Raw genomic sequence first — 23,289 nt, forward strand, 5'->3', positions numbered from 1 at the left:
CGATGCTGCAACCGAAACGCAGGAAGTATCGCAAAGAGCAGAAGGGTCGTAACACCGGTGTCGCAACGCGTGGCAACGCGGTGTCGTTCGGTGAGTTCGGCCTCAAGGCTATCGGTCGCGGCCGTCTGACCGCGCGTCAAATCGAAGCGGCGCGTCGTGCCATGACGCGTCACATCAAGCGCGGCGGCCGCATTTGGATCCGTATTTTCCCGGACAAGCCGATCTCGCAAAAGCCGGCAGAAGTACGGATGGGTAACGGTAAAGGTAACCCTGAGTACTACGTCGCGGAGATTCAGCCGGGCAAGATGCTGTACGAAATGGATGGCGTAACCGAAGAGCTGGCACGCGAAGCGTTCCGTCTGGCTGCAGCGAAGCTGCCGCTCAAGACGACCTTCATTATTCGTCAGCTGGGCGCTTAAGGAGCAAACGATGAAGGCTTCCGAACTTCACCAGAAAGACAAGGCAGCGCTCAACGAGGAGCTGTCCGCTCTGTTGAAAGCGCAATTCGGCCTGCGCATGCAGCTCGCGACGCAGCAGCTCACGAACACGAGCCAGCTGAAGAAGGTTCGTCGCGACATCGCACGAGTGCGGACCGTCCTGACTGAGAAGGCGAACCAGAAATGAACGATAGCGTGAAAACCTCGCTCAACCGGACGCTGGTCGGCAAGGTCGTCAGCAACAAGATGGACAAGACGGTCACCGTGCTGGTCGAGCACCGCGTGAAGCACCCGATCTACGGTAAGTATGTCGTGCGCTCGAAGAAGTATCACGCGCACGACGACGCGAACACGTATAACGAGGGTGACCTCGTCGAAATCCAGGAAACCCGTCCGATCTCGAAGACGAAGGCCTGGACCGTGTCGCGCCTCGTCGAAGCCGCCCGCATTATCTAAGGTGGCGCCGACCCTCGGCTCGAATCGCTGGCTGCAGCGATGAGAGTCGTCGAAATCGCAGTATGTTTTGCTTGCAAGGCCGGGATTGTTTGATATAATCTCGGTCTTCCCTCTTTATGGGCCCATGGTAGGTATGGTGGCGTCCCGTTGGGAGAGGGGAAGAAAAGGCGAAGGGCGTCAGCCCATCTCGCAAGATTCGCTCAATGCGATGGCGGTCTCGCATGCCGTCGCTGCTGTTCCGACCCAAACAGCCAAGCGTCACGGCGTGGCTGACGGGACCAAGACTGACCGGCTGAACCATGGTGGTGCAGGCGGATTAAGTTGGGAAAGATAAACCATGATCCAGACCGAATCTCGGCTTGAAGTGGCCGATAACACGGGTGCACGTGAAGTCATGTGCATCAAGGTGCTCGGCGGCTCGAAGCGTCGTTATGCCAACATTGGCGACATCATCAAGGTGAGCGTCAAAGAGGCAACGCCGCGTGGGCGCGTGAAAAAGGGCGAAATCTACAACGCAGTGGTCGTGCGTACGGCCAAGGGCGTGCGTCGCCAGGACGGCTCGCTGATCAAGTTCGACGGCAATGCCGCCGTGCTTTTGAATGCCAAGCTCGAGCCTATCGGCACCCGTATCTTCGGGCCGGTCACGCGTGAGTTGCGCAGCGAACGGTTTATGAAGATCGTTTCGCTTGCGCCCGAAGTGCTGTAAGGAGTCGCGATGAACAAGATTCGCAAGGGTGACGAGGTTGTCGTCACTACCGGCAAGGACAAGGGCAAGCGCGGTGTGGTGCTGGCCGTCGCCGAGCAACACGTGACGGTCGAGGGCGTCAACCTCGTCAAGAAGCACGTGAAGCCGAACCCGATGAAGGGAACGACAGGCGGCGTGGAAGCCAAGACGATGCCGCTGCATATTTCGAACGTCGCACTTGTCGACGCGAATGGCAAAGCATCGCGCGTTGGCATCAAGGTCGAGGACGGCAAGAAAGTCCGATTCCTGAAGACGACCGGTGCCGTCGTGGTTGGCGCCTGACGCTGCGGAGTAAAAAAATGGCTCGTTTGCAAGAGTTTTACAAAGAGAAGGTTGTACCCGGCCTCATCGAGAAGTTCGGTTACAAGTCTGTCATGGAAGTGCCGCGCATCACCAAGATCACGTTGAACATGGGTCTTGGTGAAGCGGTTGCGGACAAGAAGATTATCGAAAACGCCGTTGGCGATCTGACGAAAATTGCGGGTCAAAAGCCCGTCGTGACGAAGGCGCGCAAAGCAATTGCCGGCTTCAAGATCCGTCAGGGCTACCCGATCGGTGCGATGGTCACGCTTCGTGGTCGCGCCATGTTCGAATTCCTCGATCGTTTCGTCACGGTGGCGCTGCCGCGTGTGCGCGACTTCCGTGGTGTGTCGGGGCGCGCGTTCGACGGTCGCGGCAACTACAACATCGGTGTGAAAGAGCAGATCATTTTCCCCGAGATCGACTACGACAAGATCGACGCGCTGCGTGGGCTGAACATCAGCATCACGACCACCGCGAAGACCGACGATGAAGCCAAGGCGCTGCTCGCCAGCTTCAAGTTCCCGTTCAGAAACTGAGGTTACCGTGGCTAAACTGGCACTGATCGAACGTGAAAAGAAGCGCGCCCGCCTTGCGGCGAAGTTCGCACCGAAGCGCGTCGCGCTGAAGGCGATCATCGACGACCAAAGCAAGTCGGAAGAAGAGCGCTACGCAGCTCGTCTCGAGCTGCAACAATTGCCTCGCAACTCCAACCCGACTCGCAAGCGTAACCGCTGCGCGATCACGGGTCGTCCGCGCGGCACGTTCCGCAAATTCGGACTGGCGCGCAACAAGATTCGCGAAATCGCGTTCCGCGGCGAGATCCCCGGCCTCACCAAGGCGAGCTGGTAATAGGAGAAACATAAATGAGCATGAGTGATCCTATCGCCGATATGCTGACTCGCATCCGCAACGCGCAGATGGTCGAGAAAGTCTCGGTGACAATGCCCTCGTCGAAAGTGAAAGTGGCGATTGCGCAAGTCTTGAAGGACGAAGGTTATATCGACGACTTCGGTGTGAAGTCGGACGGTGTGAAGTCGGAGCTGCACATTGCGTTGAAGTACTACGCTGGCCGCCCGGTCATCGAACGCCTCGAGCGCGTGTCGAAGCCTGGTCTGCGCGTGTACCGCGGTCGCAACGACATTCCGCAGGTCATGAATGGCCTCGGTGTCGCGATCGTTTCGACGCCCAAGGGTGTAATGACTGACCGCAAGGCGCGCGCAACTGGCGTCGGTGGCGAAGTCATTTGCTACGTCGCTTAACGCCGAAAGGAGAGAGAAACATGTCTCGAGTAGGTAAAAGCCCGGTCCCGCTGAAGGGTGCCAAGGTGGCTTTGAGCGGCGGGCTCATCACGGTGACGGGCCCGCTCGGCGCGATCTCGCAGCCTGAGAACAAGCTCGTCAAAGTGATCGACGACAATGGCACGATCAAGTTCGAGCCGGTCGACGAAAGCCGCGAAGCCAATGCAATGTCGGGCACGATGCGCGCACTGGTGGCGAACATGGTGCATGGCGTCACGATCGGCTTCGAACGCAAGCTGACGCTGGTTGGCGTGGGCTATCGTGCGCAAGCGCAAGGCGACAAGCTGAACCTGTCGCTGGGCTTCTCGCATCCGGTAGTACATCAAATGCCCGAAGGCGTGAAGGCGGAAACGCCCTCGCAAACGGAAATCGTGATCAAGGGGATCGACAAGCAGAAAGTCGGCCAAGTCGCAGCCGAAGTGCGCGGTTATCGTCCGCCTGAGCCTTACAAGGGCAAGGGTGTGCGCTACGCCGACGAGGTTGTGATCCTCAAAGAAACGAAGAAGAAGTAAGGGTGCGCAAACATGGATAAGACTCAATCTCGCCTGCGCCGCGCTCGTCAGACGCGTATCAAGATCGCTGAACTGCAGGTCGCGCGCCTTGCTGTGCATCGCACGAATACGCATATCTACGCTCAAGTGTTTTCGCCTTGCGGCACGAAAGTGCTCGTCAGTGCGTCGACGCTCGAAGCCGAAGTGCGCGCTCAGTTGGCCGACCAGTCGGGCAAGGGCGGCAACGTCGCCGCGGCTACGCTGATTGGCAAGCGCATTGCGGAAAAAGCCAAGGCTGCCGGCATCGAATCCGTCGCCTTCGACCGCTCGGGTTTCCGCTACCACGGCCGCGTCAAAGCGCTGGCTGATGCTGCGCGCGAAGCCGGGCTCAAGTTCTAAGGGAAGAATTCGTCATGGCAAAGATGCAAGCGAAAGTTCAGGCTGACGAACGCGACGACGGCCTTCGTGAAAAGATGATTTCGGTCAACCGCGTGACCAAGGTCGTGAAGGGTGGCCGCATTCTCGGCTTCGCCGCACTGACCGTGGTTGGCGACGGCGATGGCCGCGTCGGCATGGGCAAGGGTAAGGCGAAGGAAGTGCCGGTTGCCGTTCAAAAGGCAATGGAGCAGGCCCGCCGCAACATGTTCAAGGTGCCGCTCAAGAACGGTACGTTGCAACATGAGGTGCACGGCAAGCACGGTGCGTCCGCAGTTCTGCTCGCACCGGCGAAAGACGGTACCGGCGTGATCGCCGGCGGCCCGATGCGCGCGGTGTTCGACGTAATGGGCGTGCAGAACGTGGTGGCGAAGAGCCACGGTTCGACGAATCCGTATAACCTCGTTCGTGCGACGCTCGACGGTCTGCGCAAGCAATCGACGCCCGGTGATATCGCAGCGAAGCGCGGTAAATCGGTCGAAGAAATTTTGGGCTAATGCCTGGGTGGTCACCATGTCTGAAAAAACTGTCAAGGTTCAGCTCGTCAAGAGCCTGATTGGGACCCGCGAAACGCACCGTGCAACGGTGCGTGGTCTGGGCCTGCGCCGAATCAACTCGGTTAGCGTTCTGCAAGACACGCCCGCCGTGCGCGGCATGATCAACAAGGTCTCGTACCTCGTCAAGGTCGTCGCTTAAGCGCGGATCAGGGACTCCAGGAGTTGAATATGGAATTGAATAACCTGAAGCCGGCCGAGGGCGCGAAGCATTCGAAGCGCCGCGTCGGCCGCGGTATTGGTTCGGGCCTCGGCAAGACCGCTGGCCGCGGGCACAAGGGTCAGAAATCGCGCTCGGGCGGCTTTCATAAAGTCGGCTTCGAGGGCGGTCAGATGCCGCTGCAACGTCGTTTGCCGAAGCGTGGCTTCACGTCGCTCACGAAGGAATTCGTTGGCGAAGTGCGGTTGTCGGATCTGGAAAAGCTGCCTGTCGATGAGATCGATTTGCTTGCGCTCAAGCAAGCGCGTCTCGTCAGTGAAATGACGAAGAGCGCCAAGATCATCGCGACCGGCACTATCTCGCGCAAGATCGTTGTGAAGGGGCTGGGTGCATCGAAGGGCGCGCGCGCGGCCATCGAGGCAGCTGGTGGCTCGTTTGCCGAGTAATTGGCTTTCGCTCGCGTGAGAAGCCGATTGCCGATGATGGCATTTGTATCGGAGAAGGTACTTGGCTAACAGCCCGAGTCTCGCAAAAACTGGTAAAAGCGCAGCGAAGTTCGGTGACCTGCGCCGGCGTGCAGTGTTTCTGCTGCTGGCGTTGGTTGTGTATCGGATCGGCGCGCACATTCCGGTGCCGGGCATCGACCCGGATCAGTTGGCGAAGCTGTTCCAGAGCCAGTCGGGCGGCATCCTGGGCATGTTCAACATGTTCTCGGGTGGTGCGCTGTCGCGGTTCACGGTGTTCGCGTTGGGGATCATGCCGTACATCTCCTCGTCGATCATCATGCAGTTGCTGGCGATCGTCTCGCCGCAGCTCGAGGCGCTGAAGAAAGAAGGGCAGGCCGGGCAGCGCAAGATCACGCAGTACACGCGTGTGTTCACGGTGTTACTCGCGACGTTTCAAGCATTCGGCATTGCCGTGGCGCTCGAGAACCAGCAGGGCCTCGTGATCGACCCGGGTATGGTCTTTCGCTTGACGACGGTGGTCACCCTTGTGACGGGCACGATGTTCCTGATGTGGCTCGGCGAGCAGATCACGGAGCGCGGTCTCGGCAACGGGATTTCGATCATCATCTTCGGCGGGATCGCGGCGGGTTTCCCGAACGCGATCGGTGGGCTCTTCGAGTTGGTCCGCACGGGTTCGATGAGCATCATCTCGGCGATCGTCGTCGTGGCGTTGATTGCCGGCGTGACCTACCTCGTCGTCTTCATCGAGCGGGGCCAGCGCAAGATTCTCGTGAACTATGCGAAGCGCCAGGTCGGAAACAAGATTTACGGTGGGCAGTCTTCGCACCTGCCGTTGAAGTTGAATATGTCGGGCGTGATTCCGCCGATTTTCGCATCGTCGATCATTCTGTTCCCGGCTACGATCCTGAACTGGTTCAGTTCGGGTACGCGAGGCGGATGGTTCTCGGAAACGCTGCATAACATCGCCGAGGCGGTGAAGCCGGGTCAGCCCGTCTATGTGCTGCTGTATGCGTTGGCGATTGTCTTTTTCTGCTTTTTCTATACCGCTTTGGTATTCAACAGCAGAGAGACGGCCGACAACCTGAAAAAGAGTGGTGCCTTTGTGCCGGGTATTCGTCCGGGGGATCAAACGGCACGGTATATCGACCGCATCCTGACGCGTCTGACGCTGGCCGGTGCGATCTACATCGTGTTCGTTTGTCTGCTCCCCGAATTCCTGGTGCTGCGCTGGAACGTGCCGTTTTATTTTGGCGGTACGTCGCTGCTGATCATCGTCGTCGTCACGATGGACTTCATGGCGCAGGTACAGTCGTACGTTATGTCGCAACAGTATGAATCGCTGCTCAAGAAAGCTAATTTCAAAGGCAGCAACATCCCGATGCGTTGAAAGGACTATGGCCAAAGACGATGTAATCCAGATGCAGGGCGAGGTCATCGAAAACCTGCCTAATGCGACCTTCCGCGTGAAGCTGGAAAATGGCCATGTCGTATTGGGACACATCTCCGGCAAGATGCGGATGCACTACATCCGTATCCTGCCGGGCGACAAGGTGACGGTTGAGTTGACGCCTTACGATCTGTCTCGTGCGCGGATCGTGTTCAGGGCGAAGTGATTTGAAAAAAGGGTAATATCATGAAAGTGATGGCATCGGTTAAGCGCATTTGCCGAAATTGCAAGATCATCAAGCGCAAAGGCGTTGTGCGCGTGATTTGCAGCTCTGATCCGCGCCACAAACAGCGTCAAGGTTAACGCCGCGCTTTTGCTTGCGCTTTTTGTTTGAGGAAAAACAATGGCTCGTATTGCAGGGGTAAACATCCCGAACCACCAGCATACCGAAATCGGCCTGACGGCGATTTTCGGTATCGGCCGCACGCGCTCGCGTCTGATCTGCGGCGCGGCTGGTGTCGACCACTCGAAGAAGGTCAAGGACCTGACGGACGCAGACCTCGAAAAGCTGCGTGAAGAAGTCGGCAAGTTTGTCGTCGAAGGCGATCTGCGTCGCGAAGTGACGATGAACATCAAACGCCTGATGGACCTTGGCTGCTACCGTGGCGTGCGTCATCGCAAGGGCCTGCCCCTGCGTGGCCAGCGCACTCGCACGAATGCTCGTACGCGCAAGGGTCCGCGCCGTGCCGCGCAATCGCTGAAGAAGTAAGCGGGACTGACAGTTACAGGAAAACGTAATGGCTAAGGCTTCGAACAACACCGCGGCGCAACGCGTTCGCAAGAAGGTCAAGAAGAACGTCGCCGAGGGCGTGGTTCACGTTCACGCGTCGTTCAACAACACCATCATCACGATCACCGATCGTCAAGGCAACGCGCTTGCCTGGGCAACGTCGGGCGGTCAGGGCTTCAAGGGCTCGCGCAAATCGACGCCGTTCGCGGCGCAGGTTGCTGCCGAGTCGGCGGGCCGCGTGGCGATGGAATACGGCGTGAAGAACCTCGAAGTGCGGATCAAGGGTCCTGGCCCGGGTCGCGAGTCGGCAGTGCGCGCGCTGCATGGTCTTGGTATCAAGATCACCGCGATCTCCGACGTGACGCCGGTTCCGCATAACGGCTGCCGTCCGCCGAAGCGTCGCCGTATCTAAGGCGCACGAAGATTCGACGCCTGCTGACGCTTTGCTGCGTCAGCAGGCGATTTGCATCTTGATTGACTAAGCCCACCGTTCGGCCTATCGGGGCCGGACTAGCGCGGAAGCAATGCGTCCGCGTGATCAAACCTAGAAGGAACGCAAAGTGGCACGTTATACTGGCCCTAAAGCCAAGCTGTCCCGCCGTGAAGGCACTGACCTCTTCCTGAAGAGCGCGCGTCGCTCGCTCGCCGACAAGTGCAAGCTCGATAGCAAGCCTGGCCAGCACGGCCGCACCTCGGGTGCGCGTACGTCCGACTACGGCACGCAGTTGCGCGAAAAGCAAAAAGTGAAGCGCATGTACGGTGTGCTCGAACGCCAGTTCCGCCGCTACTTCGCGGATGCTGATCGTCGCAAGGGCAACACGGGCGAGAACCTGTTGCAATTGCTCGAATCGCGTCTCGACAACGTCGTTTATCGCATGGGCTTTGGCTCGACGCGCGCCGAAGCGCGCCAGCTCGTGAGCCACAAGGCCATCGTTGTGAATGGCCAAGTTGCAAACATTCCGTCGTTGCAAGTGAAAGCGGGCGATGTCGTCGGCGTACGCGAGCAAGCGAAGAAGCAGGCCCGTATTCTCGAAGCCGTGTCGCTTGCCGAGCAAAGCGGTTTGCCGAGCTGGGTTTCCGTCGATACGAAGAAGTACGAAGGCACGTTCAAGCAGATGCCTGAGCGCGCTGACATCGGTGGCGATATCAACGAAAGCCTGATCGTCGAATTGTATTCGCGCTAATCGGATTGACAGCCGGGGTTCCCGATTGCGTCAAGCAAGGGACCGCGTCGGCTGTTTATTTTCAGGTTGTTACCGGTCAGCCTTATCGGTGTAACGAGCCGAGGGTATTGAAAAGGAAAACCTATGCAAACCAGTTTGTTGAAGCCCAAGATCATCGCTGTGGAATCGCTCGGCGAAAGCCACGCGAAAGTGGTCATGGAACCGTTCGAACGCGGTTACGGCCATACCTTGGGTAACGCGCTTCGGCGCGTGTTGCTGTCGTCGATGATCGGCTATGCGCCGACCGAAGTGACGATCGCAGGCGTTGTGCACGAGTACTCGACGTTGGATGGCGTGCAAGAGGACGTCGTCAACTTGCTGCTGAACCTGAAGGGCGTTGTGTTCAAGCTGCACAATCGCGATGAAGTGACGGTCACGCTGCGCAAGGAAGGCGAAGGCCTCGTGACGGCGCGCGATATCGAATTGCCGCACGACGTCGAAGTGATCAACCCCGATCACATCGTGGCGCATTTGTCGAAGGGCGGTAAGCTCGACGTGCAGATCAAGGTTGAGAAGGGTCGCGGTTATGTGCCCGGCAACGTCCGGCGCTATGGCGAGGAATCGGCGAAGATTATCGGCCGCATCGTGCTCGACGCCTCGTTCTCGCCGGTTCGCCGAGTGAGCTACGCAGTGGAGAGCGCGCGTGTCGAACAGCGCACGGACCTCGACAAGCTCGTGATGAATATCGAAACCAACGGCGTGATTTCGCCCGAGGAAGCGATTCGTCAGTCCGCTCGGATTCTCGTCGATCAGCTCGCCGTGTTCGCGGCGCTGGAAGGTACCGAGGCCGCAGCCGAAGCACCGTCGCGCGCGCCGCAGATCGATCCGATCTTGCTGCGTCCGGTGGACGATCTCGAACTCACGGTTCGTTCCGCGAACTGTCTGAAGGCCGAGAACATCTACTACATCGGCGATCTGATCCAGCGCACCGAGAACGAGTTGCTCAAGACGCCGAATCTTGGCCGCAAGTCGCTCAACGAGATCAAAGAAGTGCTCGCCTCGCGCGGCTTGACGCTCGGCATGAAGCTCGAGAACTGGCCACCGGCTGGTCTCGACAAGTAAGCGGTTAAAGCTTACTCAAGTGGCAAGGACGCGGATTTTGCTTTAAAATCCGCGTCTTGCCTTTTTACACCGGCCCGTGTCCGCCGGGTTTCGCCAAGGAACCCAAGACGAGACGATAGAAGAGCTGGATCAAAACTCTGAATCAAGGAAACTGAAATGCGTCACCGTCATGGTCTGCGGAAATTGAACCGCACGAGCAGCCACCGTCTGGCAATGCTCCGTAACATGTCTAACTCGCTGATCGAGCACGAAGTCATCAAGACGACGTTGCCGAAGGCAAAAGAATTGCGCAAGGTCGTCGAGCCGCTGATCACGCTCGGCAAGAAGCCTTCGCTCGCCAATCGCCGTCTCGCGTTCAACCGCTTGCGCGACCGCGATTCGGTCACCAAGCTCTTCGACGTATTGGGTCCGCGCTTCGCGAACCGCCCGGGCGGTTATCTGCGCATCCTGAAGTTTGGTTTCCGCGTTGGCGACAACGCACCGATGGCGCTCGTCGAATTGCTCGATCGCCCAGAGACGGTGGAAGCAGACGCGGTGCAAGAAGCGGAATAAGCGGTTAATTTCGCGATAAAAAAGGGTCAAGCGTAGCTTGGCCCTTTTTATTTTCAGACGCTCATTAGGGGAACATTAAGGGAACGTTCGGAGCACGGCTTAATGCCGCGAAACGGCGTGCTCACGCGCTGGTGATACGATAATGCGTTCATGTTTGCTGCAAGTTGGAGATCACGTGCCTCTCGATATCGTTCTGACGCTGACTACGCTGCCGGATGTCGCGTCAGCGCAAAAGCTTGCCGACGCAGTGCTCGATGCGCGGCTCGCCGCTTGTGTGACCGAGTCGGCGCCGGTTCGGTCGCGTTATCGCTGGAAGGGCCAAATGGAATCGGCCGAGGAAGTGCAATTGCTCTTCAAGACCAGTGCGGCACGCGCGCTCGAACTCGAGCGCTTCATTGCACAAAGCCACCCTTACGAAACGCCGGAGATCGTCTCTTGGTCTGCCAGCGCTTCGATCGCTTACGGCCAATGGGTGAGTGCCGAAACCCATCGTCCTACCCATGTCTAATTCGAAATCGCTCGATGAGCGCGGTTGGTTCTTTGTCGCACGCTTCCTCTTCCTACTGCTGGCGCTTACGTTTGCTAATTGGTGGAGTGCCGGTGCCGCTCGCGCCGACGACTTTCTCGACCCGTCGGCCGCGTTTCGTTTCAGCGCGAGCGAGCAACCGGGGGAGGTCGATATTCGGTTCAAGATTGCTGATGGCTATTATCTCTATCGCGAACGTTTCGGGTTTGCCGCCAAGAGCGGTTCGGCAACGTTGGGCGAACCGCAACTGCCTCCCGGCCATGTGAAATTCGATCAGACGTTTCAAAAAGACGTCGAGACCTACCGCCAGGAGGTGGTCGTGCGCGTCCCGGTAAAAGCGGCAGGCGCGCCGTTTGATCTCGTGGTGACGTATCAGGGATGCGCCGACGCCGGGATCTGCTACCCTCCGGCCACACGCGCCTACCGTGTGAGCGGCGCCGCACTTTCGCCGGCCGCCGACACGCCGCGCCCAGCGGTGCAAGCTCAGTCGAGCACCGGCAGTACCACCTGGTACGACCGGGCAACGAGCGCGGACTACGCGAGCGCGTTGTTGCAAGGCGGCAGCTTCGCCGCAACGGTCGGGCTCTATTTCCTGGCCGGCGCCGTGCTCAGTCTTTTGCCGTGCTCGTACCCGATGATCCCGATTCTTTCGGCCATCATCATCGGTGAAGGGCATAAGGTGACTCACGTACGCGGCTTCACGCTGTCGCTCGCCTATGTGCTCGGCATGGCGTTGGTTTATACGATGCTCGGCATCGCCGCGGCGCTCGTCGGGCAGAGTCTCGGTGCCTGGCTCCAGAACCCGTGGGTGCTCGCTGCGTTCGCGCTGTTGCTGACGGCCTTTGCTGTTTCGCTGATTGCCGGTGTCGACATCGCATTGCCTCAGCAGTGGCATGAACGGATGTCGGCGGCATCGAGCCGGCGAGCCGGCGGCAAGCTTGCCGCGGTGGCGCTGATGGGTGCGCTCTCGGCACTCGTCGTCGGCGCTTGCATGACCGCGCCGCTTTTCGCCGTGCTCGCGTTTATCGCGCATACGGGCAACGCGGCACTGGGTGGCGCGGCGCTCTTTTCGATGGGGATCGGACTCGGCGTTCCGCTGTTGATCGTTGGCCTCGGTGCCGGTACGTTCCTGCCGAGAGCCGGTGCGTGGATGGAAGGCATCAAGGTTTTTTTCGGCGTCATTTTGCTTGCCGCCGCGTTATGGATCGTCTGGCCGATACTGTCGCCGATTGCGCAGATGGTGTTGGGGGCGCTCTGGTTGCTGCTGGCCGCGGCAACACTTGGTTTGTTCTCGCCGTCCGCTGCCGCTGCATCGGTCTGGCGTCGGCTTGGCCGCGGAATCGGGGCTGCGCTCGCCATTTGGGCCGCCGCGATCATCGTCGGGCTCGCTGCGGGCTCGACTGATCCGCTGCGCCCGCTCGCCGTACTCGCCGCGCGCGTCGGCGGGTCGACGGCCGTGCTCGCGAACGAGCGGCAGCCACAGAGCCTGGCGTTCGAGCCGATCCGTTCGTCGGCGTTGCTCGACCAGGCGCTGGCCACGGCAGGCCGGCCAGCCATGCTCGATTTCTACGCGGATTGGTGCGTAAGCTGCAAGGAAATGGAGCGTTTCACCTTCGCAGACCCGCGCGTGCGTGCGCGTCTTGCGCAACTGCAACTGATGCGCGCCGATGTCACGACGAACAATGCCGCCGATCAGGCACTGCTAAAGCGCTTTGGGCTGTTTGGGCCGCCCGGCATTATCTTTTTCGACGGCAGCGGAAAGGAGGTGGCGCGCGTCGTGGGCTATGAATCGGCCGACCAATTCTTGCGGAGCCTCGACCGGGCTGCTGGCACGCGACCGCTGTCTTGATCAAGGGTCAGCGCAGCGCTTGTTTGTGGCGTTTGGCGCCCGCCGATCCTCAACGTCGTTACTTCTGCGCGCGCAACAGACGCGCGGCATCGAGCGCGAAGTAGCTCAGCACGCCGTCCGCTCCGGCCCGCTTGAACGCGAGCAGCGATTCCATCATCACCTTGTCGTGATCGAGCCAACCGTTTTGGGCGGCGGCTTTCAACATCGCGTATTCGCCGCTCACCTGATAGACATAGGTTGGAAACCGGAATTCGTCCTTGACGCGGCGGACGATGTCCAGATACGGCATGCCGGGTTTCACCATCACCATATCGGCCCCTTCCTCGATATCGAGACGCACCTCGCGCAGCGCTTCGTCGGAATTCGCCGGGTCCATCTGATACGTCATTTTGTTGCTTTTGCCGAGCGTCGCCGCGGAGCCGACGGCGTCGCGAAACGGACCATAGAACGCCGACGCATATTTGGCGGCATACGCCATGATGCGCGTGTGAATGCGTCCTTCGCTCTCGAACATTTGGCGCAGCGCGCCGATGCGGCCATCCATCATGTCCGATGGTGCCACGATGTCCACACCGGCTTCCGCTTGTGTGCGGGCTTGCTCGACGAGGATCTTCACGGTTTCGTCGTTGATGACGTAACCGTCTTCGTCAAGCACGCCGTCTTGTCCGTGGCTCGTGTAGGGGTCGAGTGCGACGTCGGTCAGCACGCCCAGTTCGGGAAAACGGGATTTCAACTCGCGCACGGCGCGCGGAATCAGACCTTCGGGATTCGTCGCTTCGAGGCCATCGGGTGTTTTCAGCGACGGCTCGATTGCGGGGAAGAGCGACAGCACCGGCACGCCGAGTTCGACGCATTGCTCGCCCACGCCGAGCAGCAAGTCGACTGACACGCGCTCGACGCCGGGCATCGACGGCACCGGCTGCCGCAGGTTGGTTCCCTCGACGACGAAGACGGGATAAATGAGGTCGTTGGTGGTCAGCACGGTTTCGCGCATCAGACGACGCGAGAAATCATCGCGACGCATACGGCGGGGACGGTGGTGAGGGTAAAAGCTCATAGGACGAAAACGCTTTGAATTCGTTGAAAATGCGGGCTGGGCCGCGACGAGCGCCTACCGGGCGCCTTGGCTCGCGCTGTCGCGGGCGCTCGAAGGCCACGCTAGCGTTGGCACGATGGTATATGATAACGATCGAGCGAAGCGCCTGGCGCCGAGCTCCCCGCTTCTCCTCCCTGAGCGGGTGCCTGTCGTTTTTTCGATTAGGCTGTTTAACCCGCCGAGGTCCGGCGGGTTTTTTTATGCATCTGCCCGGGGCGCGACCCATGCTTCGATCAATGCGTGAGCTTCATCGAGCCCGACGCGCTTGAGCGCCGAGAAAAGCTGCGCGCTCAGTTCGCCCTGGTATCCGGCCTCACGATATCCGGCGAATGCCTTTTGCGTCGCGCGCAGCGCGTTGATACTCTCCTGGCGCGTCAATTTGTCGCACTTCGTCAGCAAAGCGTGGATCGGCTTTCCAGTCGGAGCGAACCACTCGATCATGATGCGATCGAGATCGGTCAGCGGACGGCGCGAATCCATCATCAGAATCATGCCGCGCAGTTGCGCACGGCTTTGCAGATAGCTGGAAAGCAGCGCCTCCCAGTGCGCCTTGGCCGCTCCGGGCACCTCCGCATAGCCATAGCCGGGTAAATCGACGACATAGCTGGTGGGTTCGTCCACGGGCCCGACGCTGAAATAATTGATGTGCTGCGTGCGCCCGGGCGTCTTGCTCGCGAAGGCAAGGCGCTTTTGATTGGCGAGCACGTTGATGGCCGTTGACTTGCCGGCGTTGGAGCGGCCGGCGAAGGCGACCTCGGGCGCCACCGTGGCGGGCAAATCGCGCAAGTGGTTGACGGTCGTAAAAAAGCGGGCTTGATGCAGCAAGAAGGCCATGGCGAGAGTGGGGCGCGCCGACGTGCGGCGCCTGATAAGTGGAGGCGGGGCCTGTTCGCACTACCGCGCGATTGTCGGTACTTTCGACCTTCGAACATAACCGAGTCAAAGTACCGAGCGCGAGTAGGCACTCCCGCCCAGGGTGCGGCCGACTGGCGTCTTGGCGAATAGCGAGGTATTGTACAATACGACGGTTTACTCAAGATGGGCCGCGGCCGCTTTGGCGCGGCGCTTCGAGTGCATGGCCGCAGGCACGTAGCCTTGTCGTGGCCGATAGTTGGTCGCCGTCGTTTTTCCGACATCTCTCGAGAAAATGGCCGGGCCGCCGGGCAACCGCTTGCAGCCCTAAGGGGGGAGACTGCTTGTTTGCGCCGGCAACCGGTCTGAGGGCACTCAATTCACAAAAGACGAAACCGGGTGTGCGAATGAATCGACTGTGCAAGTCTTTGGTGGTCCTTGAAGTCGTAGCGGCAGGTTGGTTGGGTTTGGCGATACAAGTGAATGCAGCGGAGACACCGAAACCGGATGCGAACAAAGGGCAGGCCATCGCAACGAGTGTGTGCGCAGCCTGTCATGGAACAGACGGAAATAGCGCGAGTGCGGCCTTTCCGAAGCTCGCGGGGCAACACCAGGAATATTTGGTCAAGCAGTTGAAGGACTTCAAGGTGAAGCCCGGCGAGAAAGCGGCCGTGCGCCAGAACGCTGTGATGGCTGGCATGGTGGCCTCGCTTTCCGATCAGGACATGGTGAACGTCGCGGCCTACTTCGCGTCGCAAACGTCGAAGGCCGGCGCCGCGCGCGATGCCGCCACCGTGCCGCTCGGTCAGAAGATCTATCGGGGAGGCATTGCCGAGAAGGGCATGCCGGCCTGTGCGAGCTGCCATGGGCCAACCGGTCAGGGCGTGCCGGTTCAGTATCCGCGCGTGTCGGGGCAATGGGCCGATTACACCAGTGCGCAACTGACCGCGTTTGCGCAAGGCACGCGCAAGAACGACGTCATGCAGCCGATCGCGTCGCGGTTGAGCGACAAAGAACTGAAAGCGGTGGCCGATTACATGGCCGGCCTGCACTGATGCGGCGCGGCTGATTTATTTGTAGTTGCCGGGCGGGCCTTGCAACCTACAAGGCCGGCGAGAAAAAGAAAAGGGTGGGGCGCCGCATGTTCGTCGGCGGCTCTGCCCTTTTTTGCTGGTAGCCGTAATTGAGGTTGGAGTTGGAGTTGGAGCCGGAATCGGAATCGGAATGAGCGTCACCACGTCGGGTTATGAACTGAAGTCGGAGCGGCGCGTCCTCAAGCGCGCGGTTGAGTTACTGAGCTCGATGCGCTTCGCGATTGCGCTGCTGGTCGTCCTTGCAATCGCCAGCATCATCGGCACGGTGTTGACGCAAGACGACCCCTATCCGAACTACGTCAATCAATTCGGTCCGTTCTGGGCCGACATCTTCCGCGGCTTGAGCCTCTACACGCTCTACAGTGCCTGGTGGTTCATGCTGATTCTCGGCTTTTTGATCGTGTCGGTCTCACTTTGCGTGATACGCAATGCGCCGAAGATGATCGCCGACATGAAGAGTTGGAAGGTCAAGGTGCGCGAGGGCAGCCTGCGCGCCTTCCATCACAAGGCCGAATTCATCGCAAGCGGATCGCGCGCCGATGTGGCGGCGCGGCTCGGGGCCTTGCTCGGCAAGCTCGGGTACCGGTTCGTCGTGCGCGAAAGCGAAGGTGCCACGCTGATCGCAGCCAAGCGTGGAGCGATGACGAAGCTCGGCTACATCTTCGCGCATCTGGCGATCGTCATCATCTGTCTGGGCGGGTTGCTCGACAGTAACTTGCCGATCAAATTCCAGATGTGGCTCTTCGGCAAGTCGCCCGTGACGAGCAACAGCGCCATCAGCGGGATTTCGCCGGACCACCGGCTGTCTCCCGCGAACCCGACTTTTCGCGGCTACGCATGGGTGCCCGAGGGGCAGCATGTGTCGACGGCCATTCTGAATCAGCCCAGCGGCTCGTTGATCCAGGACCTGCCGTTTTCGATTCAGCTCAACAAGTTCATCGTCGACTATTACTCGACCGGCATGCCGAAGCTGTTCGCGAGCGATATCGTCGTCATCGATCACAAGACGGGCGCGCGTATCCCGGCACGCGTCGAGGTCAACAAGCCGTTCGAGTACGACGGTGTGTCGATCTATCAATCGAGTTTTCAGGACGGCGGCTCACAGCTTTCAATGACGGCCTGGCCGATGGTGGGCGACGGCACGAAGACGGTGCCGGTCGCGGGCACGATCGGTGGTTCCGCGCCGCTTTCGGCGTCCATGCCGGGGGTGGCCGGCCAGACCGTCGAATTCACCGATTTCCGTGCGATCAACGTCGAGAACATCACGAACGGCAGCGGCAAGACCGACGCGCGCGGCGTGGCGGCTCAGCATCCCGTCGAGCAGTTTCTCGACAACCGGCTCGGCTCGGGTGCAAAAACATCAAAGACGGTCGACTTGCGCAACGTCGGCCCGTCGATTCAATACAAGGTCCGCAGCAGCGACGGTCAGGCGCGCGAATTCAGCAACTATATGCTGCCTGTCGACGTCGACGGCGAACGTTTGTTCCTCGCCGGCGTGCGGCTCGCGCCCGACGATCCTTTCCGTTATCTGCGCATTCCCGCCGATAGCGCGGGTACCGTCAAGGAATGGATGATGCTGCGCGCCGCACTCGAGAACCCCGCGTTGCGGCAACAGGCGGCGCAGCGCTTCGCGCAGCACGCCGTCGCCGAACCGAATCCGACGCTTCGGCAGCATCTCGAAGAAAGCGCGCAGCGGGTCATGACGCTGTTCGCCGGTGTCGATGCGGATGTCGGCAAGGGGCCGGGCGGGCAGACCAACGCGGGCTTCCAGGCAATCGCGACGTTTATCGACCACTCGGTGCCGAAGGGCGAGCAGGAAAAGGCGGCATCGCTGTTGCTGCGGATGCTGGAGGGCTCGATGTGGGAGCTCTGGCAACTCGCTCGCGAGCAAGCGGGCGAGCCCGACGCGCGCGCCGAGCCTGCCGCGAGCCGGTTCGTGCAAAGCTCGATCAATGCGCTTTCCGACAGCTTTCTGTATGGATCTCCCGTCTATTTGCAGCTTGATTCGTTCAAGCAAGTGCAAGCTTCGGTGTTTCAGCTGACGCGCGCACCTGGCAAAAAATTGGTGTATCTTGGCAGCCTGCTGCTCGTGCTCGGCATCTTTTCGATGTTCTATGTGCGCGAGCGCCGGCTCTGGTTGTGGCTGAAGGACAGGCCCACGGGTGCGGCTACTGGCACGGCCTCCGGCGTCTTGGCCCTGATGGCGATGTCGTCCGCTCGCAAGACGCTCGACTTCGAAAAGGAGTTCGCGCTCACGCGCGACAAGGTGGGTGCGACGCTCGATACGGCCGCCCATCAACCCGCAAGCGAAGCAGCAAGCGCATCGCCCGATGGTGCGCAGGATCATACTCGGTAACATCATGGACCTGACCAACACCTCCTCCCGCTCCAGGCACGCGGCGCATACCGCCGGCGGCATCCTCGATGAACGCTCGTTTTTGCGGCGCCTAAGCGTCATCGACTGGGCCTTCGCGATCGCCCTCGTTGCGGGCGCGGGGTTTGCGCTTTCGCGCTATTACGCGTTCATGAACTATTACGACAAGCTGGTGCTGGTCTGCACCGTGCCCGCGCTTGTCACGCTAGGTTGGCGCTGGAAGCCGGCACGGTTGCTGATGGCCGGCATCGCGGTGCTTGCGCTCTCGTCTATCGGCCTTTATCACGGCGATCTGGCACGCGCCGACGGCGCGTTCTTCCTCCGATATTTCCTGTCGAGCCAATCTGCGATTCTGTGGATGAGCGCATTGCTGGTACTCGCCACGCTGTTCTACTGGATCGGCTTGCTGTCGCGCTCGCCAACGGGCGGGGCGATCGGCTCGAAGCTGACCTGGTTTGCAGTCCTGATGGGTTTCACCGGCCTGATGGTGCGCTGGTACGAGTCGTATCTGATCGGCGCCGACGTTGGACATATTCCGATTTCGAACCTCTATGAAGTGTTCGTGCTCTTTTGTCTGATCACCGCCCTGTTTTATCTTTATTACGAGCAGCATTACGCCACGCGTGCGCTGGGCGCTTTCGTGCTGCTTGTCATCAGTGCCGCAGTCGGCTTCTTGATGTGGTATTCGATCGCGCGTGACGCGCAGCAAATCCAGCCGCTCGTGCCCGCGCTGCAAAGCTGGTGGATGAAGATTCACGTGCCGGCCAATTTCATCGGCTACGGCAGCTTCGCGCTCTCCGCTATGGTTGGCGTGGCATATCTGGTGAAAGAGCGCGGCGTGCTGGCTGACCGCCTGCCCTCACTCGAGGTGCTCGACGACGTGATGTACAAATCGATCGCCGTCGGCTTTGCCTTCTTCACGATCGCAACGATTCTGGGCGCGCTGTGGGCGGCCGAAGCGTGGGGCGGTTATTGGAGCTGGGATCCGAAGGAGACCTGGGCGCTTATCGTCTGGCTGAATTACGCGGCTTGGCTCCACATGCGGCTGATGAAGGGGTTGCGCGGGGCCGCCGCCGCTTGGTGGGCGTTGACTGGCTTGCTCGTGACGACGTTCGCGTTTCTCGGCGTCAATATGTTCCTGTCAGGGTTGCACAGCTACGGCAAACTGTAGCGCGGGCTGCGGCGCCTGCCGCCGCTTTGATCCGACCGATTGAACGGATTGACTGATTAATGAAACCGCCGAGTGGACGCTTCGGCGGTTTTTTTATTGGTCGGCGGATTCAAGTGCATCCAAATGCAGACGCGGCAGGTATACAAGGCGGTGGGGATCGCACCGACGAGCGCTGCCGATGTCGGTCGTGCGGCCCGGTTTTTCTTCAGAGGAGCAGTCATCGTGTGGACGAAACGACAGCAACGCATTGTCTTGAGCGGCGAGGACATTTGCCCAAGCGAGATTACGCCGCGCGCGCTATTCGAGAGCCGTCGCCGCTTGCTGCAAGCAGCCGGTTTCGCTGGCGTTGCCGCGGCCGGTGGGATGCTCGGCGTCAGCGAGGAGGCGCGTGCCGCCTTTGCGTCGCCCGACGCGAAGGCGGGCAAGCTGACCGCCGCGACGAACGCGAAATTCGTCGTGCCCGATAAGGTGACGCCTTACAAGGACATCACGTCCTACAACAACTTCTATGAGTTCGGCACCGACAAGGCCGATCCGTCGCAAAACGCGGGCACGCTGCGGCCCCACCCCTGGCGCGTGAGCGTGGAAGGCGAGGTCAAGCATGCGAAAGTGTACGACATCGACGAACTGCTCAAGCTCGCGCCGCTCGAAGAGCGGGTGTATCGGCATCGCTGTGTCGAGGGATGGTCGATGGTGATTCCGTGGATCGGGTATCCGCTGGCGGAACTCATCAAACGCGTGCAGCCGACCGGTAACGCGAAGTACGTTCAATTCATCACGCTCGCTGATCAGTCGCAAATGCCGGGCATTGCTACCCCGATTCTCAATTGGCCGTACTCTGAAGGCTTGCGCATGGATGAGGCGATGAACCCGCTCACGCTGCTGACGGTGGGCCTTTACGGTCAAGTGCTGCCCAATCAGAACGGCGCCCCGATTCGCATCATCGTGCCGTGGAAATATGGATTCAAAAGCGCCAAATCGATTGTGAAAATTCGCTTCATCGATAAAGAACCGCCGACGAGCTGGAATACCTATGCTCCGGGCGAGTATGGCTTTTATTCGAACGTCAACCCGAATGTCGATCATCCGCGCTGGAGCCAGGGCACGGAGCGGCGCATCGGCGAAGACGGGTTCTTCACGGCCAAGCGCAAGACACTGATGTTCAACGGATACGGCAGCCTGGTGGCATCGATGTATCAGGGTATGGATCTGCGCAAATATTTCTGAGCCCCAAATTTTTGGATGCAAACGATCAACAGACTAAGAGACCAAGCATCATCATGACGACCAATACGCCCACTGTGAATGACACCACGCGTGCGCCGCGCGGTGCCGTGGCCGCGGTGCCGCGCCGAGGCGAGCGTTGGATTGCCCATGCCAAGGTGGCAGTGTTCGCCGCCGCCTGTTATCCGCTCGCGCGACTCGTGTTCTATGGGTTCACCGACCGGCTCGGGGCGGACCCGATCCGCTTCGTCACTTGGTCGACGGGCCTTTGGACGCTCGTTTTCCTGTGCATTACGCTTGCTGTCACGCCCGCGCGCAAAATGACCGGCATCAAGGCGTTGGTGCGGTTTCGTCGCATGCTCGGCCTTTTCGCGTTCTTTTACGCGTGCCTGCACTTCGTCACTTATATCTGGTTCGACAAGTGGTTCGACTTGGCCGAGGTGGCGAAAGATATCGGCAAGCGGCCTTTCATTACCGTCGGCTTCGCCGCATTTATCTTGCTGATCGCATTGGCGGCTACGTCGCCGCGTGCTGTTGCGCGCAAGCTGGGACGGCGCTGGCAGACACTTCATCGCGCGATCTACGTGATCGGCACGCTCGCGATTTTGCACCTTTGGTGGATGAAGGCCGGCAAGCACGATCTCGCTTTGCCGAAGCTGTACGGCGCGATCATGCTCGCGTTGCTCGGCTGGCGCGTGCTGGTTTGGCTAGACAACAGACGGAGCCAATGGATTCAAGCGCGCCGCCGGCCTCGCTGATGCTTAAGCCCTGATATTTATTCGGGCAACAACGTTTCAGATGCGAAAAGTTCGCGGACCGTCTCGCGTGCGCGGACGAGATACGCGCAGTCCCCATCGACCATCACCTCGGCGGCGCGCGGGCGCGTGTTGTAGTTCGAACTCATGACGAACCCATAGGCTCCGGCCGAGCGGATCGCGAGCAAGTCGCCCGGTGCAATGGCTAAAGACCGATCGCGGCCGAGCCAGTCGCCGCTTTCGCAGATAGGGCCGACGACGTCATAGACGCGCGGCGCGTCGGGGCGCGATGTGACCGGCTCGATTGCGTGAAAGGCCTGATACATCGCGGGACGCGCAAGATCGTTCATCGCAGCGTCGACAATCGCGAAGTTCTTTTCCGCACCGGGCTTGAGAAATTCGACGCGCGTCAGCAACATGCCCGCATTGCCTGTCACCGAGCGGCCCGGTTCGAAGAAGACCTCGCGATGGCCATGACCGCGCGCTTCGATGCGATCGAGCAGCGTGCGCACGAAAAGCGTCGTGTCGGGCGGCGTTTCGTCGTCATAGGTGATGCCGAGACCCCCGCCCACGTCGATATGATGAAGCATCGTGCCGTCCGCTTCGATTTGCTCGACGAGTTCCAGCAGTTTGTCGACGGCGTCGAGATAGGGCGAAACCTCGGTGATCTGCGAACCGATGTGACAGTCGATGCCGATGACATCCAGGTGCGGCATCGTCGCGGCGCGCCGATACGCGGCGCGCGCTTCATCGAACGCGACACCGAATTTGTTCGCCTTGAGGCCCGTGGAAATATACGGATGCGTTTTGGGATCGACGTCGGGGTTCACGCGCAGCGATACCGGCGCTTTTTTGCCGACCGCGCGCGCGACTTCATCGAGACGATCAAGTTCGGGGATCGATTCGACGTTGAAACACTTCACGCCGGCAGCAAGCGCTTCGCGCATCTCGTCGGCTGATTTGCCGACGCCGGAAAACACGATATTGGCTGGTTTGCCGCCGGCCGCCAGCACGCGCGCCAATTCGCCGCCCGAGACGATGTCGAAACCCGCACCCAGGCGCGCGAACACGTTCAAAACGGCAAGGTTGCTGTTCGCCTTGACGGCCACATGCACCGACGCGCGGCGTTGCGCGCAAGCGCGCGCATAGGCCTCGTACGCGTGCGTGAGCGCGGCGCGTGAATAGACATAAAGCGGTGTGCCGAATTGATCGGCAAGCGCGATGGCACTGACGCCTTCGGCGTGCAGTACGCCATCGACGTGATGGAAGGCGGAATAGGACATGCGGCGAATCGATCGAATGCGCTACTGGTTGGGGGCGTCGGCCGATGAAGGGGCCGAGGCTGCTGACGCCGATGCTGCGGCACGGGCCGACGGCGCTTGCTTGCCGAGTTCGTTCGCCGGCTCGAGCGTCAACGGTGCCGGTGTCTCGGTATCTGTTGACGTGTCAGTGCCCGCGTTGTCGTTCGCTTTGTCGTTCGACGAAGGTTCGGTTTGATCGACGGGTTTTTGAGGCAGGGGCGGAACAGTCGGCAGATAAAGCGGACCGTTTTGCCCGCAGCCGGTCAACGACACGCTTGTCGCAACGGCTAAAGCCGCTACAATCGCGCTTATCCTGAGGACGACTCGCATGGCCTGTGAATGTGTGTTTAAGCGCTGGAGTTTAGCATGACCGACAGTGACTATCTTGGCCGGGCTGAAGCGGTTCTGGCCAGGATCGAAGCGGCGCTCGACGAGGTTGGCGCCGACATCGAATCCGAGCGCAACGGCAATGTGCTGACGCTCGAATTCGAGAGCGGTTCGAAGATCATCGTGAACCTGCAGCCGTCGATGCAGGAAATTTGGATCGCGGCAAAGGCGGGCGGCTTTCATTTCAAATTCGTTGACGGGCAATGGCGCGATACGCGCAACGGCACCGAGTTTTTTGCCGCGCTTTCTGATTATGCCTCGCAGCAAGCGCAAACACCGGTGACGTTCAGCGCTGACTGA

Annotated in this window: 33 protein-coding genes and 1 pseudogene; 30 read left to right on the top strand and 4 right to left on the bottom strand. The window is 60.1% G+C overall.

Annotated features, from left to right (window positions below):
- Window positions 1-2: 2 nt before the first annotated feature.
- From rplP to dsbD, 23 genes are all read left to right on the top strand, one after another.
- The gene (gene rplP, locus ACSQ20_RS01555; protein ID WP_436016786.1) at window positions 3-419 is read left to right on the top strand and encodes a 50S ribosomal protein L16; all 417 of its coding nucleotides are present in this window, start codon (window positions 3-5) and stop codon (window positions 417-419) included.
- A gap of 10 nt (window positions 420-429) precedes the next feature.
- On the top strand, window positions 430-624 hold the full coding sequence (gene rpmC / locus ACSQ20_RS01560; protein WP_436016788.1) for a 50S ribosomal protein L29: 195 nt from the start codon (window positions 430-432) through the stop codon (window positions 622-624).
- Window positions 621-893 carry a 30S ribosomal protein S17 gene (gene rpsQ, locus ACSQ20_RS01565; RefSeq protein WP_436016790.1) on the top strand — a complete coding sequence of 91 codons (273 nt, stop codon included), beginning with the start codon at window positions 621-623 and terminating at the stop codon, window positions 891-893. The genes rpmC and rpsQ overlap by 4 nt, the downstream gene beginning before the upstream one ends.
- Window positions 894-1,230: 337 nt before the next feature.
- Window positions 1,231-1,599, top strand: a complete 369-nt coding sequence (rplN, locus tag ACSQ20_RS01570) for a 50S ribosomal protein L14 (protein ID WP_206950874.1) — start codon at window positions 1,231-1,233, stop codon at window positions 1,597-1,599.
- A gap of 9 nt (window positions 1,600-1,608) precedes the next feature.
- Window positions 1,609-1,920: a 50S ribosomal protein L24 gene (gene rplX, locus ACSQ20_RS01575; protein WP_436016793.1), complete on the top strand. Its 312-nt coding sequence runs from the start codon at window positions 1,609-1,611 to the stop codon at window positions 1,918-1,920.
- A gap of 17 nt (window positions 1,921-1,937) precedes the next feature.
- Entirely contained in the window at window positions 1,938-2,477 is a 540-nt protein-coding gene (gene rplE, locus ACSQ20_RS01580; RefSeq protein WP_436016795.1) for a 50S ribosomal protein L5, read from the top strand.
- Window positions 2,478-2,484: 7 nt separating this feature from the next.
- On the top strand, window positions 2,485-2,790 hold the full coding sequence (gene rpsN, locus ACSQ20_RS01585) for a 30S ribosomal protein S14 (RefSeq protein WP_436022849.1): 306 nt from the start codon (window positions 2,485-2,487) through the stop codon (window positions 2,788-2,790).
- A 14-nt stretch (window positions 2,791-2,804) separates the two neighbouring features.
- On the top strand, window positions 2,805-3,200 hold the full coding sequence (rpsH, locus tag ACSQ20_RS01590; protein ID WP_436016797.1) for a 30S ribosomal protein S8: 396 nt from the start codon (window positions 2,805-2,807) through the stop codon (window positions 3,198-3,200).
- Window positions 3,201-3,220: 20 nt separating this feature from the next.
- Window positions 3,221-3,751 carry a 50S ribosomal protein L6 gene (gene rplF, locus ACSQ20_RS01595; RefSeq protein ID WP_436016799.1) on the top strand — a complete coding sequence of 177 codons (531 nt, stop codon included), beginning with the start codon at window positions 3,221-3,223 and terminating at the stop codon, window positions 3,749-3,751.
- A 12-nt stretch (window positions 3,752-3,763) separates the two neighbouring features.
- Window positions 3,764-4,129, top strand: coding sequence for a 50S ribosomal protein L18 (gene rplR, locus ACSQ20_RS01600; RefSeq protein ID WP_436016801.1), 366 nt, complete (start codon window positions 3,764-3,766; stop codon window positions 4,127-4,129).
- Between the two features lie 14 nt (window positions 4,130-4,143).
- A complete protein-coding gene (gene rpsE, locus ACSQ20_RS01605) occupies window positions 4,144-4,662 on the top strand; it encodes a 30S ribosomal protein S5 (protein ID WP_436016803.1) in 519 nt (172 codons plus the stop codon).
- A 16-nt stretch (window positions 4,663-4,678) separates the two neighbouring features.
- A complete protein-coding gene (rpmD, locus tag ACSQ20_RS01610; RefSeq protein WP_436016805.1) occupies window positions 4,679-4,861 on the top strand; it encodes a 50S ribosomal protein L30 in 183 nt (60 codons plus the stop codon).
- Between the two features lie 29 nt (window positions 4,862-4,890).
- The gene (rplO, locus tag ACSQ20_RS01615; protein WP_436016807.1) at window positions 4,891-5,325 is read left to right on the top strand and encodes a 50S ribosomal protein L15; all 435 of its coding nucleotides are present in this window, start codon (window positions 4,891-4,893) and stop codon (window positions 5,323-5,325) included.
- 61 nt (window positions 5,326-5,386) lie between these two features.
- Window positions 5,387-6,733, top strand: coding sequence for a preprotein translocase subunit SecY (secY, locus tag ACSQ20_RS01620; RefSeq protein ID WP_436016809.1), 1,347 nt, complete (start codon window positions 5,387-5,389; stop codon window positions 6,731-6,733).
- Between the two features lie 7 nt (window positions 6,734-6,740).
- Window positions 6,741-6,959, top strand: coding sequence for a translation initiation factor IF-1 (gene infA / locus ACSQ20_RS01625; RefSeq protein ID WP_004521905.1), 219 nt, complete (start codon window positions 6,741-6,743; stop codon window positions 6,957-6,959).
- 20 nt (window positions 6,960-6,979) lie between these two features.
- Complete coding sequence (rpmJ, locus tag ACSQ20_RS01630) at window positions 6,980-7,096, top strand: 50S ribosomal protein L36 (protein WP_004199844.1); 117 nt, start codon at window positions 6,980-6,982, stop codon at window positions 7,094-7,096.
- A gap of 40 nt (window positions 7,097-7,136) precedes the next feature.
- Window positions 7,137-7,502: a 30S ribosomal protein S13 gene (gene rpsM / locus ACSQ20_RS01635; RefSeq protein WP_436016815.1), complete on the top strand. Its 366-nt coding sequence runs from the start codon at window positions 7,137-7,139 to the stop codon at window positions 7,500-7,502.
- 28 nt (window positions 7,503-7,530) lie between these two features.
- On the top strand, window positions 7,531-7,935 hold the full coding sequence (gene rpsK / locus ACSQ20_RS01640) for a 30S ribosomal protein S11 (RefSeq protein ID WP_017777173.1): 405 nt from the start codon (window positions 7,531-7,533) through the stop codon (window positions 7,933-7,935).
- A 148-nt stretch (window positions 7,936-8,083) separates the two neighbouring features.
- Window positions 8,084-8,707: a 30S ribosomal protein S4 gene (gene rpsD, locus ACSQ20_RS01645; RefSeq protein ID WP_436016817.1), complete on the top strand. Its 624-nt coding sequence runs from the start codon at window positions 8,084-8,086 to the stop codon at window positions 8,705-8,707.
- A 123-nt stretch (window positions 8,708-8,830) separates the two neighbouring features.
- A complete protein-coding gene (locus ACSQ20_RS01650) occupies window positions 8,831-9,808 on the top strand; it encodes a DNA-directed RNA polymerase subunit alpha (protein ID WP_436016819.1) in 978 nt (325 codons plus the stop codon).
- A 156-nt stretch (window positions 9,809-9,964) separates the two neighbouring features.
- On the top strand, window positions 9,965-10,360 hold the full coding sequence (gene rplQ / locus ACSQ20_RS01655) for a 50S ribosomal protein L17 (protein ID WP_436016821.1): 396 nt from the start codon (window positions 9,965-9,967) through the stop codon (window positions 10,358-10,360).
- A gap of 142 nt (window positions 10,361-10,502) precedes the next feature.
- Window positions 10,503-10,868, top strand: coding sequence for a divalent-cation tolerance protein CutA (cutA, locus tag ACSQ20_RS01660; RefSeq protein ID WP_436016823.1), 366 nt, complete (start codon window positions 10,503-10,505; stop codon window positions 10,866-10,868).
- The gene (dsbD, locus tag ACSQ20_RS01665; protein ID WP_436016825.1) at window positions 10,861-12,735 is read left to right on the top strand and encodes a protein-disulfide reductase DsbD; all 1,875 of its coding nucleotides are present in this window, start codon (window positions 10,861-10,863) and stop codon (window positions 12,733-12,735) included. The genes cutA and dsbD overlap by 8 nt, the downstream gene beginning before the upstream one ends.
- A gap of 58 nt (window positions 12,736-12,793) precedes the next feature.
- On the opposite strand, the gene hemB is transcribed toward dsbD, so the two are convergent.
- Together hemB and yihA are read right to left on the bottom strand one after the other, a co-directional pair.
- Entirely contained in the window at window positions 12,794-13,792 is a 999-nt protein-coding gene (gene hemB / locus ACSQ20_RS01670; RefSeq protein WP_436016827.1) for a porphobilinogen synthase, read from the bottom strand.
- Between the two features lie 237 nt (window positions 13,793-14,029).
- Window positions 14,030-14,665: a ribosome biogenesis GTP-binding protein YihA/YsxC gene (gene yihA / locus ACSQ20_RS01675; RefSeq protein WP_436016829.1), complete on the bottom strand. Its 636-nt coding sequence runs from the start codon at window positions 14,663-14,665 to the stop codon at window positions 14,030-14,032.
- A 425-nt stretch (window positions 14,666-15,090) separates the two neighbouring features.
- Here yihA and ACSQ20_RS01680 point away from each other — a divergent pair, with 425 nt between their 5' ends.
- The 5 genes from ACSQ20_RS01680 to msrQ all read left to right on the top strand — a co-directional run bounded on the left by ACSQ20_RS01680 (window position 15,091) and on the right by msrQ (window position 21,304).
- Window positions 15,091-15,738: a c-type cytochrome gene (locus ACSQ20_RS01680; RefSeq protein ID WP_436016831.1), complete on the top strand. Its 648-nt coding sequence runs from the start codon at window positions 15,091-15,093 to the stop codon at window positions 15,736-15,738.
- A gap of 169 nt (window positions 15,739-15,907) precedes the next feature.
- Window positions 15,908-18,133: a cytochrome c biogenesis protein ResB gene (locus tag ACSQ20_RS01685; RefSeq protein WP_436016833.1), complete on the top strand. Its 2,226-nt coding sequence runs from the start codon at window positions 15,908-15,910 to the stop codon at window positions 18,131-18,133.
- Between the two features lie 4 nt (window positions 18,134-18,137).
- Window positions 18,138-19,322 carry a c-type cytochrome biogenesis protein CcsB gene (gene ccsB / locus ACSQ20_RS01690; RefSeq protein WP_436016835.1) on the top strand — a complete coding sequence of 395 codons (1,185 nt, stop codon included), beginning with the start codon at window positions 18,138-18,140 and terminating at the stop codon, window positions 19,320-19,322.
- Window positions 19,323-19,544: 222 nt separating this feature from the next.
- Window positions 19,545-20,549 (top strand): protein-methionine-sulfoxide reductase catalytic subunit MsrP, encoded by a 1,005-nt coding sequence (gene msrP, locus ACSQ20_RS01695; RefSeq protein ID WP_436016837.1) that lies wholly within the window; start codon window positions 19,545-19,547, stop codon window positions 20,547-20,549.
- A gap of 53 nt (window positions 20,550-20,602) precedes the next feature.
- A complete protein-coding gene (gene msrQ, locus ACSQ20_RS01700) occupies window positions 20,603-21,304 on the top strand; it encodes a protein-methionine-sulfoxide reductase heme-binding subunit MsrQ (RefSeq protein ID WP_436016839.1) in 702 nt (233 codons plus the stop codon).
- Between the two features lie 17 nt (window positions 21,305-21,321).
- Here msrQ and lysA read toward each other — a convergent pair whose 3' ends face one another.
- Complete coding sequence (lysA, locus tag ACSQ20_RS01705) at window positions 21,322-22,584, bottom strand: diaminopimelate decarboxylase (RefSeq protein ID WP_436016841.1); 1,263 nt, start codon at window positions 22,582-22,584, stop codon at window positions 21,322-21,324.
- Here lysA and ACSQ20_RS01710 point away from each other — a divergent pair.
- Window positions 22,583-22,798, top strand: a complete 216-nt coding sequence (locus tag ACSQ20_RS01710) for a hypothetical protein (protein ID WP_436023244.1) — start codon at window positions 22,583-22,585, stop codon at window positions 22,796-22,798. The genes lysA and ACSQ20_RS01710 overlap by 2 nt on opposite strands.
- Window positions 22,799-22,836: 38 nt before the next feature.
- Here ACSQ20_RS01710 and lptM read toward each other — a convergent pair.
- A pseudogene (gene lptM / locus ACSQ20_RS01715) lies at window positions 22,837-22,932 on the bottom strand (LPS translocon maturation chaperone LptM); the annotation flags it as partial.
- 36 nt (window positions 22,933-22,968) lie between these two features.
- Between lptM and cyaY the strand changes: the two are divergent.
- On the top strand, window positions 22,969-23,289 hold the full coding sequence (gene cyaY, locus ACSQ20_RS01720) for an iron donor protein CyaY (protein ID WP_436016843.1): 321 nt from the start codon (window positions 22,969-22,971) through the stop codon (window positions 23,287-23,289).

The organism is Trinickia sp. LjRoot230 (genome assembly GCF_964253315.1).
Lineage (GTDB): Bacteria > Pseudomonadota > Gammaproteobacteria > Burkholderiales > Burkholderiaceae > Trinickia.